The sequence below is a fragment of the Streptomyces caniscabiei genome (assembly GCF_014930365.1).
Taxonomy (GTDB): Bacteria; Actinomycetota; Actinomycetes; order Streptomycetales; family Streptomycetaceae; genus Streptomyces; species Streptomyces caniscabiei.
This window is the reverse complement of sequence record NZ_JABXWI010000007.1, coordinates 289,141-301,424: the sequence shown is the minus strand read 5'-3', so window position 1 is coordinate 301,424 and position 12,284 is coordinate 289,141. Positions and strand designations below refer to the sequence as shown.

The 12,284-nt window shown below is 70.3% G+C and carries 11 protein-coding genes; 5 read left to right on the top strand and 6 right to left on the bottom strand.

The window, feature by feature from the left end:
- Nucleotides 1–285: 285 nt before the first annotated feature.
- Nucleotides 286–1,494 carry a nucleotide sugar dehydrogenase gene (locus tag HW837_RS21405; RefSeq protein WP_045559500.1) on the top strand — a complete coding sequence of 403 codons (1,209 nt, stop codon included), beginning with the start codon at nt 286–288 and terminating at the stop codon, nt 1,492–1,494.
- Nucleotides 1,495–2,047: 553 nt separating this feature from the next.
- Here HW837_RS21405 and HW837_RS21400 read toward each other — a convergent pair.
- From HW837_RS21400 to HW837_RS21385, 4 genes are all read right to left on the bottom strand, one after another.
- The gene (locus HW837_RS21400; RefSeq protein WP_193380554.1) at nt 2,048–3,172 is read right to left on the bottom strand and encodes a GuaB3 family IMP dehydrogenase-related protein; all 1,125 of its coding nucleotides are present in this window, start codon (nt 3,170–3,172) and stop codon (nt 2,048–2,050) included.
- A 104-nt stretch (nt 3,173–3,276) separates the two neighbouring features.
- Nucleotides 3,277–4,782 (bottom strand): IMP dehydrogenase, encoded by a 1,506-nt coding sequence (guaB, locus tag HW837_RS21395; RefSeq protein ID WP_093789452.1) that lies wholly within the window; start codon nt 4,780–4,782, stop codon nt 3,277–3,279.
- A gap of 166 nt (nt 4,783–4,948) precedes the next feature.
- A complete protein-coding gene (locus HW837_RS21390) occupies nt 4,949–5,524 on the bottom strand; it encodes a sigma-70 family RNA polymerase sigma factor (RefSeq protein ID WP_013001361.1) in 576 nt (191 codons plus the stop codon).
- Between the two features lie 268 nt (nt 5,525–5,792).
- Nucleotides 5,793–6,404 (bottom strand): response regulator transcription factor, encoded by a 612-nt coding sequence (locus HW837_RS21385; RefSeq protein ID WP_003948568.1) that lies wholly within the window; start codon nt 6,402–6,404, stop codon nt 5,793–5,795.
- A 392-nt stretch (nt 6,405–6,796) separates the two neighbouring features.
- On the opposite strand from HW837_RS21385, the gene HW837_RS21380 reads away from it, so the two are divergent.
- Entirely contained in the window at nt 6,797–7,126 is a 330-nt protein-coding gene (locus tag HW837_RS21380; RefSeq protein WP_045559496.1) for a WhiB family transcriptional regulator, read from the top strand.
- A 47-nt stretch (nt 7,127–7,173) separates the two neighbouring features.
- Here the strand turns inward: HW837_RS21380 and HW837_RS21375 are convergent, their stop codons facing one another.
- Nucleotides 7,174–8,076, bottom strand: coding sequence for a LysR family transcriptional regulator (locus HW837_RS21375; protein WP_193380553.1), 903 nt, complete (start codon nt 8,074–8,076; stop codon nt 7,174–7,176).
- Nucleotides 8,077–8,157: 81 nt separating this feature from the next.
- Here HW837_RS21375 and HW837_RS21370 point away from each other — a divergent pair, with 81 nt between their 5' ends.
- The 3 genes from HW837_RS21370 to HW837_RS21360 all read left to right on the top strand — a co-directional run bounded on the left by HW837_RS21370 (nt 8,158) and on the right by HW837_RS21360 (nt 10,531).
- Nucleotides 8,158–8,823: an MOSC domain-containing protein gene (locus HW837_RS21370; protein ID WP_177261800.1), complete on the top strand. Its 666-nt coding sequence runs from the start codon at nt 8,158–8,160 to the stop codon at nt 8,821–8,823.
- 134 nt (nt 8,824–8,957) lie between these two features.
- Complete coding sequence (locus HW837_RS21365; protein ID WP_045559494.1) at nt 8,958–9,731, top strand: SDR family NAD(P)-dependent oxidoreductase; 774 nt, start codon at nt 8,958–8,960, stop codon at nt 9,729–9,731.
- A gap of 92 nt (nt 9,732–9,823) precedes the next feature.
- Entirely contained in the window at nt 9,824–10,531 is a 708-nt protein-coding gene (locus HW837_RS21360; protein WP_045559613.1) for an ester cyclase, read from the top strand.
- A 97-nt stretch (nt 10,532–10,628) separates the two neighbouring features.
- Here the strand turns inward: HW837_RS21360 and groL are convergent, their stop codons facing one another.
- Nucleotides 10,629–12,254, bottom strand: a complete 1,626-nt coding sequence (groL, locus tag HW837_RS21355) for a chaperonin GroEL (protein WP_045559493.1) — start codon at nt 12,252–12,254, stop codon at nt 10,629–10,631.
- Between the last annotated feature and the right edge of the window lie 30 nt (nt 12,255–12,284).

Sequence of the window (12,284 nt, the reverse complement as noted above, 5' to 3'; positions counted from 1 at the left end):
TCCCGCTGTCCGTCGCGTCGGCCTCATCCGTCCATGCCCGTCAGGCGAGACCCGGCTCTTTCGTCCCTCTCGCATCCCCTGCCCAAAATTCTGACCGCGTTGCCCGAGTTCGGCCACCACCGGCCCTCAGCCTGTGGATAACTCCGCAGGACGCGCACAGAAAAACACTCCCCCAATCCCGCATATCGGTCATATTTCCGCCTAATGTGACATTGCGCTCGCTCATCCAGACCACCGGGCTTGCGCGTCTGTCCCGCTTCGGTTACTGGGAAGGACGGCCCCGCCATGCCCGCAGATCTCGCCGTGATCGGACTCGGCCAGTTGGGGCTGCCGCTGGCCCAGGCCGCCGTCGCCGCCGGCATCGCCACGCTCGGTTACCGCACCGGCCCCGACTCCGGTTCGCTCACCCCCGGCGAACTGCGCCGCATGCTGGCCCGCGGCTTCAAGCCCACCACCAGCCCCGCCGAACTCGGCCGCGTCCGTACGGCGGTCATCTGCGCGCCCACGCCCCTCGGCGCCGACGGCTCGCTCGACCTCACCCAGGTCGAGGAGGCCGCCCGCACCCTGGCCGCCCGGCTGCGCCCGCACACCACGGTCATCCTGGAGTCCCCGGTCCCCCCGGGCACCACCGGGGACCTGCTGCGCCCCCTCCTCGAAGAGGGCTCCGGCCTACGCGCCGGCCGCGACTTCCACCTCGCCTACTCCCCCGCGCGCGTGGACCCGGGCAACCGCGCCTACGGCCCCGCCAACATCCCCAAGGTGATCGGCGGCCTCACCCCCGCCTGCACGGAATCGGCGGCCGCCTTCTACGGCCGCCTCACCGACAAGGTGGTACGCGCGCGTGGCCTGCGCGAGGCGGAGACGGTCCACCTCCTGGAGACGAACTACCGCCACGTCAACATCGCCCTGGTCAACGAGATGGCCGCCCTCTGCAACGACCTGAACGTCGACCTCTGGGACGTCATCCGCTGCGCCGAGACCAAGCCCTTCGGCTTCCAGGCCTTCCGCCCCGGCCCCGGCGTCGGCGGCCACGCGCTCCCCCAGGACCTCGCGGGCCACGCCCCCCGCTCCCTCCGCATGGTCGAACTGGCGCAGCGCGTCAACCACCGCATGCCCCAGTACGTCGTCCAGCGCGCCGCCACCCTCCTCAACGAGCACGGCAAGTCGGCCCGGGGCGCCCGCGTCCTCCTGCTCGGCGTCACCTACAAGCCCGATGTCCCCGACCAACAGGGCACCCCCGCCGACGAGATCGCCCGCCGCCTCATCGAACTCGGCGCCCACGTCAGCTACCACGACCCGCACGTCCCCACCTGGAGCGTCCTCGACCGCCCCATCCCCCGCGCCGACTCCCTCTACGAGGCCACCGCCGAGGCCGACCTGACGATCCTCCTCCAGCAGCACCGCACGTACGACCTCCAAGGCCTGTCGGTGAAGGCGCAACTCCTGCTGGACACGCGGGGGGCCACGCCCACGGGGGCGGCGCACAGGTTGTGAGAGGGGGCGCACGGCACACCCCTGGCCTCCGGGGCCGCTGGCAGCCGCCCGCCTCCACCGGTACCGTACGGAAACAGGCGGAGCCCGCCGCAGAGGGCACTGCGACGAGCTCCTGGATGGTTCACGGAGTGTCCGCCCCTACTTGTCTTGGGGGCGGCCGCTCACCATCCGTAAATCCGCAAGATCCACCTCCTCCGGCACTTCACCATCCGCAGACGGATCCGGTCCCAGCGAGTGGGCTTGCGGTGACGGCCCATGGGCGCCCCCTTCCACGACACCGCCCAGTGCCCGGTGGACGGTCCGTCGGAATCGGGCCGGGCCCCGAGGGCGAGGTCCGGATCGTGTCCTTGGAAGGGGGCTCCCAGCCAAGCTGGGGCGCCGGACACGAACGCTATCGCCCGGCTACGCCCGTTCGGCCCACATTCGCCCCGAACGCAACCGCACGCCCCCACCCCCACAACTCACGCCCCCACCACCCCACTTGGGCACACAAAAGGGCCCGGTCACCCCAAGGCAACCGAGCCCTCAAGCCCCGCTCAAGCCGAGCGCAGCGTCACCGCATGTGCGTCGAGTCCGCCACCGTCACCTCGACGCGCTGGAACTCCTTCAGCTCGCTGTACCCGGTGGTGGCCATCGCCCTCCGCAGCGCACCGAAGAGGTTCATGGAGCCGTCGGGCGTGTGCGAGGGGCCGGTGAGGACCTCCTCGATCGTGCCCACGGTCCCGAGGTCGACCTTCTTGCCGCGCGGCAGCTCCTCGTTCACCGCCTCCATGCCCCAGTGGTTGCCCTTGCCGGGCGCGTCCGTCGCGCGGGCCAGCGGCGAGCCCATCATCACGGCGTCCGCGCCACAGGCGATCGCCTTCGGGATGTCGCCGGACCAGCCGACCCCGCCGTCCGCGATGACGTGCACGTACCGGCCGCCGGACTCGTCCATGTAGTCCCGGCGGGCGGCGGCGACGTCGGCGACCGCCGTGGCCATCGGGACCCGGATGCCGAGCACGTTGCGCGTGGTGTGCGCGGCGCCGCCGCCGAAGCCGACGAGGACACCGGCCGCGCCGGTGCGCATCAGATGCAGGGCGGCCGTGTAGGTGGCGCAGCCGCCGACGATCACGGGGACGTCCAGCTCGTAGATGAACTGCTTCAGGTTCAGAGGCTCGTGCGAGCCGGACACGTGCTCCGCCGACACGGTCGTACCGCGGATGACGAAGATGTCGACGCCCGCGTCCACGACGGCCTTGGAGAACTGGGCGGTGCGCTGCGGCGAGAGCGCGGCAGCGGTCACGACGCCGGAGTCGCGCACCTCCTTGATGCGCTGCCCGATCAGCTCCTCCTTGATGGGGGCGGCGTAGATCTCCTGGAGGCGCCGGGTCGCGGCATCGTCGGGCAGGCCGGTGATCTCGTCGAGCAGCGGCTGCGGGTCCTCGTACCGGGTCCAGAGACCTTCGAGGTTCAGGACGCCGAGGCCGCCCAGCTCGCCGATGCGGATCGCGGTGGCCGGGGAGACGACCGAGTCCATGGGGGCGGCCAGGAACGGCAGCTCGAAGCGGTAGGCGTCGATCTGCCAGGCGATCGAGACCTCCTTCGGGTCCCGCGTACGGCGGCTGGGGACGACGGCGATGTCGTCGAAGGCGTACGCCCGGCGGCCGCGCTTGCCGCGCCCGATCTCGATCTCAGTCACGTCTGTGGCCTTTCCCTGATGCGTTCAGCGTCTACCAGTATCGCCGACGGGCACGACGAGGGCGGCCCCGGATGCACCGAGGCCGCCCTCACCAGGTCCGCTGTCTACTTACGGCTGTAGTTCGGCGCCTCGACGGTCATCTGGATGTCGTGCGGGTGGCTCTCCTTGAGGCCCGCGGAGGTGATCCGGACGAACCGGCCGTTGGCCTGGAGGTCCGGGACGGTGCGGCCGCCGACGTAGAACATCGACTGGCGCAGGCCGCCGACCAGCTGGTGGACGACCGAGGAGAGCGGGCCGCGGTAGGGCACCTGGCCCTCGATGCCTTCGGGGACGAGCTGCTCGTCGGAGGCGACGCCCTCCTGGAAGTAGCGGTCCTTGGAGAACGACTTGCGGTCGCCGCGCGACTGCATGGCGCCCAGCGAACCCATGCCCCGGTACGACTTGAACTGCTTGCCGTTGATGAACAGCAGCTCGCCCGGCGACTCGGCGCAGCCCGCGAGCAGCGAGCCGAGCATCACGGTGTCGGCGCCCGCGACCAGGGCCTTGGCGATGTCGCCGGAGTACTGCAGGCCACCGTCGCCGATGACCGGGATACCGGCCTCCTTGGCGGCGAGGGAGGCCTCGTAGATGGCGGTGACCTGCGGGACGCCGATGCCGGCGACGACACGGGTCGTACAGATGGAGCCGGGGCCGACGCCGACCTTGATGCCGTCCACGCCGGCGTCGATGAGGGCCTGGGCGCCGTCCCGCGTGGCGATGTTGCCGCCGATGACGTCGACGCCGGAGGAGTTGGACTTGATCTTGGCGACCATGTCCCCGACCAGGCGGGAGTGGCCGTGGGCGGTGTCGACGACGATGAAGTCGACGCCGTTCTCGATGAGGGCCTGGGCGCGCTCGAAGGCGTCGCCGGCGACACCGACGGCGGCGCCGACGAGGAGGCGGCCCTCGCCGTCCTTCGCCGCGTGCGGGTACTTCTCGGCCTTGACGAAGTCCTTGACCGTGATGAGGCCCTTGAGGATGCCCGCGTCGTCGACCAACGGAAGCTTCTCGATCTTGTGCCTGCGCAGCAACTCCATGGCCTCGACGCCGGAGATGCCGACCTTGCCGGTGACCAGCGGCATCGGCGTCATGACCTCGCGGACCCGCTGCGTGCGGTCCGTCTCGAAGGCCATGTCGCGGTTGGTGACGATGCCGAGCAGCTTCTTGTTGCCGTCGGTCACCGGGACACCGCTGATGCGGAACTTGGCGCAGAGCGCGTCGGCCTCGGCGAGCGTGGCGTCCGGGTGCACGGTGATCGGGTCGGCCACCATGCCGGACTCGGAGCGCTTCACCAGGTCGACCTGGTTGGCCTGGTCCTCGATGGAGAGGTTGCGATGCAGCACGCCGACGCCGCCCTGGCGGGCCATGGCGATGGCCATGCGGGACTCGGTGACCTTGTCCATCGCGGCCGAGAGCAGCGGGATGTTCACCCGCACGTTCTTGGAGACGTACGAGGCGGTGTCGATCTCGTCGGGTGCCATGTCCGACGAGCCCGGCAGCAGCAGCACGTCGTCGTAGGTCAGCCCGAGCGTCGCGAATTTATCGGGCACTCCGTCGACGTTGGCAGTCATGACACCTTCCCCAAATGGCCTTGATCGGTGCGGATGTCCATGCTAACGGGAAGCGCGGAGCACACATTCCACGGTACGAAGTCCTGCCGGGCTTCGTATGTTCGTACGGAAAAAGCGCCCCGCGTGTTCACGCGGGGCGCCCCGAGAAGCCGTGGGGCCCGTGCGGCTACTGCTCCGCCAGCGCCCGGAGTCTGCTGAGCGCCCGGTGCTGGGCCACCCGGACCGCGCCCGGTGACATCCCCAGCATCTGTCCGGTCTCCTCGGCCGTGAGCCCGACCGCGATCCTCAGCAGCAGCAGCTCCCGCTGGTTCTCCGGGAGGTTGGCCAGGAGTTTCTTGGCCCACTCGGCGTCGCTGCTGAGCAGGGCGCGCTCCTCGGGGCCGAGGGAGTCGTCGGGGCGCTCCGGCATCTCGTCCGAGGGGACGGCCGTCGACCCGGGGTGGCGCATCGCGGCCCGCTGCAGGTCGGCGACCTTGTGGCCGGCGATGGCGAACACGAACGCCTCGAACGGTCTGCCGGTGTCCTTGTAGCGCGGCAGCGCGAGGAGGACGGCGACGCAGACCTCCTGCGCCAGGTCCTCCACGAAGTGCCGCGCGTCACCGGGCAGCCGGGACAGCCGGGTGCGGCAGTAGCGCAGCGCCAAGGGGTGGACATGGGCGAGCAGATCGTGCGTGGCCTGCTCGTCCCCGTCGACCGCGCGATGCACGAGCGCACCGATCGCTGTCGTCTCGTCGTCGCGCATCGGTCCATGGTGCCTTGCGGCCGTCCGGTCCGTGGCGCCACGTCCATGGTTGTGCACCGAAGCGTTATGAGCAGGCGCGCCGGAACTCATCTCCTGCGCCCTCCCCTCCCGCTCGTTCGACTGCTCCCCTAGGAACTCCACACCTCAAGGATGCGGCATCCGCGGCGAAACGAGCAGCGGGCACCCGGCGGATCGTCTCGTCGCCCCCGCCCGCCGTGCGGCAGGCGGGGCTCCTCCCTCGTGGGGGGCCACCCCCGGCACGGTCCACTCAGCGGACCAGACCCCAGCGGAAGCCGAGCGCCACCGCGTGCGCGCGGTCCGAGGCGCCGAGCTTCTTGAACAGGCGCCGGGCGTGGGTCTTGACCGTGTCCTCGGAGAGGAACAGCTCGCGGCCGATCTCGGCGTTGGAGCGGCCGTGACTCATGCCCTCCAGGACCTGGATCTCGCGGGCGGTGAGCGTCGGCGCGGCGCCCATCTCGGCGGAGCGCAGCCGACGTGGGGCGAGCCGCCAGGTCGGGTCGGCGAGGGCCTGGGTGACCGTGGCACGCAGCTCCGCGCGGGAGGCGTCCTTGTGCAGATAGCCCCGTGCTCCGGCGGCGACCGCGAGGGCCACGCCGTCCAGGTCCTCGGCGACGGTGAGCATGATGATGCGCGCCCCGGGGTCGGCGGACAGCAACCGCCGTACGGTCTCGACGCCGCCCAGACCGGGCATGCGTACGTCCATCAGAATCAGATCCGAGCGGTCGGCCCCCCAGCGGCGGAGGACTTCCTCGCCGTTGGCCGCCGTGGTCACGCGCTCGACGCCGGGCACGGTGGCCACCGCGCGGCGCAGCGCCTCTCGGGCGAGCGGGGAGTCGTCGCAGACGAGGACGGATGTCATGGCCGCCCTCCGCAGCTGATGCGCGTCACCTTGAGCCTCCAGGCTGGTACGAAATCGTCACCTGTGCGGTCGACACTCACGAGCGGACACGAACGCCTGCCCGAGCGCTTGTTCTTTCAACCGCCTCCGCCCGTCTCAACGACGGTCACTCGAAAGAGTTACGGGATGGCTGGTCACCTTCGGCACTCTACGTGAGGGGCCGGACACGGTGCAGACATGCGCAAGGGACCCTCAACGTTTCATCACAACCTATGCCCCATTCAGACGTTTTTGTTCCCATTTATTGGTGTCTGAGGCTAGATTCGCAATGAGTCATATTTTCATCTCCTTAGATAGTCGATGTACGGTCATGGGCAACATCTCCTCCCAGAACGGCAACAAGGGGACACGCAATGGCAGATTTCTCCCGCCTTCCCGGACCGAACGCTGATCTGTGGGACTGGCAGCTCCTCGCAGCCTGCCGCGGCGTCGACAGCTCGCTCTTCTTCCATCCCGAGGGAGAACGCGGTGCGGCACGGAGTGCTCGTGAGAACTCGGCCAAAGAGGTCTGCATGCGATGCCCGGTACGCGCGCAGTGCGCGGCCCACGCCCTGGCGGTGCGCGAGCCGTACGGCGTGTGGGGCGGGCTGACCGAGGACGAGCGCGAGGAGCTCATGGGCAGGGCGCGCCACCGGCTGGTGACGGCGTCCGCGTCCGGGAGCGAAACCGGTTCGGACACCTGAAAGAACGTTTCTTCAGCGCTGGGCACCAGGTGCCGTGCCCCCAGGCGCTAGCGTGCGGCCGCTCCGGCCAGCCGGTCCAGCGTCGCCGCGACCGTGGGCACCAGGGCCAGGTCCGGCAGGGTGAGCGCCACGATCTCCCGGTGCGCCACCGGCTCGACCGACACCGTCCGCACCCCCTTCGGTCGTACGGACTCCACGGCCAGCTCCGGCAGCACGGCGACCCCCAGCCCCGCGCCCACCAGACCGACCACTGCCGGGTAGTCGTCGGTCGCGAAGTCGATCCGGGGCGTGAAACCCGCGCTCTCGCAGACCCGCACCAGCTGCCCCCGGCAGCGCGGGCAGCCGGCGATCCAGGACTCGTCGGCGAGTTCCCCGATACCGATGGAGCCCGCGCGGGCCAGCCGGTGCCCCTGCGGGACGAGCCCGACGAGCCGGTCCGTGAGCAGGGGGCGCACGACCAGGTCGTCCCACTCCCCCTTCTCGGCTCCGGCCGCGCCCTCGTAGCGGAAGGCGAGCGCGATGTCGCAGTCGCCGTCGCGGAGCATCTCGACCGAGCGCGGCGGTTCGGCCTCCTCCAGTGAGACGCGGGTGCCCGGGTGCGCGGCGCGCAGGGCCGCCAGCGCGGTGGGCACGAGGGTGGAGCTGCCGCTGGGGAAGGAGACCAGGCGGACCCGTCCGGCGCGCAGCCCGGCGATGGCGGCGACCTCCTCCTCGGCCGCGGTGAGCCCGGCGAGGATGCCGGCCGCGTGCCGCACCAGCGCCTCGCCCGCCTGGGTCAGCCGCATCTCACGGCCGGTGCGGACCAGCAGCGGGGTGCCGACGGAGGATTCGAGCGCCTTCATCTGCTGGCTGACGGCGGGCTGGGTGCAGCCGAGTTCCCGTCCGGCCGCCGAGAAGGAACCGGTGGCGGCGACGGCACGCAGGACACGGAGATGGCGGGCCTCGATCACGCGGTCGAGCATAAGCGGGGCTTGGAGCGCGCGCTGAATATCCCGTCGACGCTTTGACCGTCCGCTGCCTACCGTGCCCGTATGAAGCTTCTGTCGCTCAATGTGGGGCGTGCCAAGGCCGTCGACGTCGTGGAGGAGTCGAAGAAGGTCACCGGCATCGACAAGCGGCCGGTGGACGGGCCGGTGTGGGTGGCGGCTCCGGGGCCCAAGGGGGTCGGTGCCAGCGGGGTGGCCGGGGACGCGGTGTGCAACACCGAGCACCACGGCGGCGACGACCAGGCGGTCTACGCCTTCGCCCGCGAGGACCTGGACGGCTGGGAGCGCGAACTGGGCCGCACCCTGCCGAGCGGGGTCTTCGGCGAGAACCTCACCACCGAGGGCCTCGACGTCTCCGGCGCCCTCATCGGCGAACGCTGGCGGATCGGCTCGGAGGTGGTCCTGGAGGTCACCTCGGGCCGTGTCCCCTGCCTCAACTTCCAGCGCCATCTCGGCGAGCGGGGCTGGGTCAAGCGCTTCACGCGCCAGGGCGCGCCCGGCGCGTATCTGCGGGTGATCCGGCCGGGCGAGATCAGTGCGGGCGATCCGATCGAGATCGTCCACCGTCCCGGCCACGACGTCACCGTGGCCCTCGCCTTCCGCGCCACGATGAACGAACACGAGCTGCTGCCACGGCTGTTGGCGGCGGAGGAGACGCTGCATCCGGAGCTGCTGGAGTGGGCACGGAAGTACGTGGCGCGGCACGGGTGACGAGCCGGTCCGGGGCAGGGGGAGCGTGAAGCCACCACCCCGGTGCGGATGTTCACCGAAATGTCGGCGAAGTCGCTGGTGAACGTGCGGTGGAGCAAGCGGACCCGCACAGTCCCGGTCACTACGCTTGCGCCATGACAACGGCTCTGATTACGGGATCGACCGCGGGGATCGGTGCCGCCTTCGCGCGGCGGCTGGCGGCGGACGGGCACAACCTGGTGCTGGTGGCGCGTGACACCAAGCGGCTGCGGGAGCAGGCGACCGAGTTGCACGACCGGCACGGCATCGAGGCGGAGGTGCTGACGGCGGACCTCGCGACGGACGACGGCATCGAGTCGGTGGCCCGGCGGCTGGCGGACCGCAAGAACCCGGTCGACCTGCTGGTCAACAACGCCGGCTTCGGCAACAAGGGCCGTTACCTCGACGTCTCCATGGCCGACGAGCTGCGGATGCTCAAGGTGCACTGCGAGGCGGTCCTGCGCCTCACCTCGGCGGCCACCGAGGGCATGCGCGAGCGTGGCCGGGGCGGTGTGGTGAACGTGGCCTCGGTCGCGGCCTTCGTGCCGCGCGGCACGTACGGGGCGTCGAAGGCGTGGGTCGTGCAGTTCACCCAGGGGGCCGCGCGCGATCTGGCCGGCACCGGGGTGCGGCTGATGGCCCTGTGCCCCGGCTTCGTCCGGACCGAGTTCCACGAGCGGGCCGGCATGGGCACCGACAACATCCCCTCCTGGATGTGGCTCGACGCGGACAAGCTCGTCACCGCCGCCCTCGCCGACCTCTCCCGGGGCCGGACCGTCTCGATCCCGGACCCCCGGTACAAGGCCCTGATGGGTGTGGTGAAGGTGGTGCCGCGCGGGCTGCTGGGCGGGATCAGCTCGAAGACGGGACGGAAGTACGGGCCGCGGTAGCGGGCGCGGAACGGTCCAGCGGGTGAGCGCGGCGGCCCGGCGGGACAATGGAGCTGTTCATCCGGACCCAGGGGGGTCGGAGGCGGTGTGTCATGACATTCGTGCAGCTCATCGACTGCAGGACCAGCCGGTTCGACGAGATGAACCAGCTGATGGACACCTGGGTGGAGCAGACCAGAGGGAAGCGGACCGCGACGCACAGCGTGATCGGGAAGGACCGCTCGGACGGGTCGCACTTCGTGGAGATCGTGGAGTTCCCGTCGTACGAGGAGGCGATGCGCAACTCCGGGCTGCCGGAGACGGAGCGGATCTTCCAGGAGATGGTGGCGCTGTGCGAGGAGATGCCCACGTTCACGGATCTGGACGTGGTGCGCGACGAGCAGTTGTACGCGGCCACCGCCCGGCGGTTCCTCACGACCATCGCCACGGAGGGCGAACTGCCGCCGCTGGACGATCTGCTCGTGGAGGACTACCACGACCACGTGCCGTCCGGGGAGCCGGACGCCATCGGGATGGACGCGTTCCGGCGGACCTGTGAGGAGTGGCGGCGCGGCTTCGACTTCGCGTTCACCGTGGAGGACCAGATCGCGCAGGGTGACCGGGTGTGCACTCGGTGGACCTGGGAGGCGTCCCACAAGGGGGACTTCCTCGGGATCGCGGCCACGGGGCGGTCGGTCCGGATGACGGGCACGGTCATTCACCGGTGCGCTCCCGACGGGAAGATCATCGAGGGCTGGTGGGAGTACGACCGGCTCGGGCTGATGCAGCAGTTGGGCGCGCTCGACGACCTGGAGAAGTGACCGGGCGACCGGGAGCAGCGGGGGTGGTGACGCGGGAAGGCCCGGCACCCTTCGCAGGGGTGCCGGGCCTTCGCCTACGGCTTACCGACGTCGTACGTCAGTGGGCGTGGCCGTGACCGCCGTGGCCCGCGTCGGCCGGCTCCTCTTCCTTCTTCTCGACGACCAGGGTCTCGGTCGTGAGCAGGAGGGAGGCGATGGAGGCGGCGTTCTCCAGGGCGGAGCGGGTGACCTTGACCGGGTCGATGACGCCGGACTTGACCAGGTCGCCGTACTCGCCGGTGGCGGCGTTGAAGCCCTGGCCCTTGTCGAGCTCGGCGACCTTGGAGGTGATGACGTAGCCCTCCAGGCCGGCGTTCTCGGCGATCCAGCGCAGCGGCTCGACGGCGGCCTTGCGGACGACCGCGACACCCGTGGCCTCGTCGCCGGTCTTGCCGAGGTTGCCCTCCAGCACCTTGACGGCGTGGACGAGCGCGGAGCCACCACCGGAGACGATGCCCTCCTCGACCGCGGCGCGGGTCGCGGAGATGGCGTCCTCCAGACGGTGCTTCTTCTCCTTCAGCTCCACCTCGGTGGCGGCGCCGACCTTGATGACGCACACGCCGCCGGCCAGCTTCGCGAGGCGCTCCTGGAGCTTCTCGCGGTCCCAGTCGGAGTCCGTGTTCTCGATCTCGGCCTTGATCTGGGCGACGCGGCCCTGCACGGCACCGGAGTCACCGGCGCCGTCGACGATCGTGGTGTCGTCCTTGGTGACGGTGACGCGGCGGGCGGAGCCGAGCACGTCGAGACCGACCTGGTCGAGCTTGAGGCCGACCTCCTCGGAGATGACCTCGGCGCCGGTCAGCGTCGCCATGTCCTGCAGCATCGCCTTGCGGCGGTCGCCGAAGCCGGGGGCCTTGACGGCGACCGCGTTGAAGGTGCCGCGGATCTTGTTGACGACGAGGGTCGACAGGGCCTCGCCCTCGACGTCCTCGGCGATGATCAGCAGCGGGCGCGAGGCGTTGGACTGGATGACCTTCTCCAGCAGGGGCAGCAGGTCGGCGATGGCGCCGATCTTGCCCTGGTGGATGAGGATGTACGGGTCGTCGAGGACGGCCTCCATACGCTCCTGGTCCGTGACGAAGTACGGCGACAGGTAGCCCTTGTCGAAGGCCATGCCCTCGGTGAAGTCCAGCTCCAGACCGAAGGTGTTGGACTCCTCGACGGTGATGACACCGTCCTTGCCGACCTTGTCCATCGCCTCGGCGATGAGCTCGCCGACCTGGGCGTCCTGGGCGGACAGACCGGCGACGGCGGCGATGTCGGACTTCTCGTCGATCGGGCGGGCGGTCGCGAGGAGCTCCTCGGACACGGCCTTGACCGCGGCGTCGATGCCCTTCTTCAGGGCGGCCGGGGAAGCACCCGCGGCGACGTTGCGCAGGCCCTCGCGGACGAGCGCCTGCGCCAGCACGGTGGCGGTGGTCGTACCGTCACCCGCTACGTCGTTGGTCTTGGTCGCCACCTCCTTCACCAGCTGGACGCCGAGGTTCTCGTACGGGTCCTCGACCTCGACCTCACGGGCGATGGTCACGCCGTCGTTGGTGATGGTGGGGGCGCCGAACTTCTTGTCGATGACGACGTTGCGGCCCTTGGGGCCGATCGTCACCTTGACCGTGTCGGCAAGCTTGTTGACGCCGCGCTCGAGGGCGCGACGGGCGTCCTCGTCGAACTTCAGGATCTTCGCCATGGGAGCGGTTCAGCCCTCTCGGAAAACGTG

Coding starts and splice junctions, on each gene's coding strand:
- HW837_RS21390 (WP_013001361.1), bottom strand. CDS start 5,524: ATGCGCGACGACGAGACGACAGCGATCGGTGCGCTCGTGCATCGCGCG.
- HW837_RS21370 (WP_177261800.1), top strand. CDS start 8,158: ATGAAGCTTCTGTCGCTCAATGTGGGGCGTGCCAAGGCCGTCGACGTC.
- HW837_RS21385 (WP_003948568.1), bottom strand. CDS start 6,404: ATGACATCCGTCCTCGTCTGCGACGACTCCCCGCTCGCCCGAGAGGCG.
- guaB (WP_093789452.1), bottom strand. CDS start 4,782: ATGACTGCCAACGTCGACGGAGTGCCCGATAAATTCGCGACGCTCGGG.
- HW837_RS21380 (WP_045559496.1), top strand. CDS start 6,797: ATGGCAGATTTCTCCCGCCTTCCCGGACCGAACGCTGATCTGTGGGAC.
- HW837_RS21360 (WP_045559613.1), top strand. CDS start 9,824: ATGACATTCGTGCAGCTCATCGACTGCAGGACCAGCCGGTTCGACGAG.
- HW837_RS21365 (WP_045559494.1), top strand. CDS start 8,958: ATGACAACGGCTCTGATTACGGGATCGACCGCGGGGATCGGTGCCGCC.
- HW837_RS21405 (WP_045559500.1), top strand. CDS start 286: ATGCCCGCAGATCTCGCCGTGATCGGACTCGGCCAGTTGGGGCTGCCG.
- groL (WP_045559493.1), bottom strand. CDS start 12,254: ATGGCGAAGATCCTGAAGTTCGACGAGGACGCCCGTCGCGCCCTCGAG.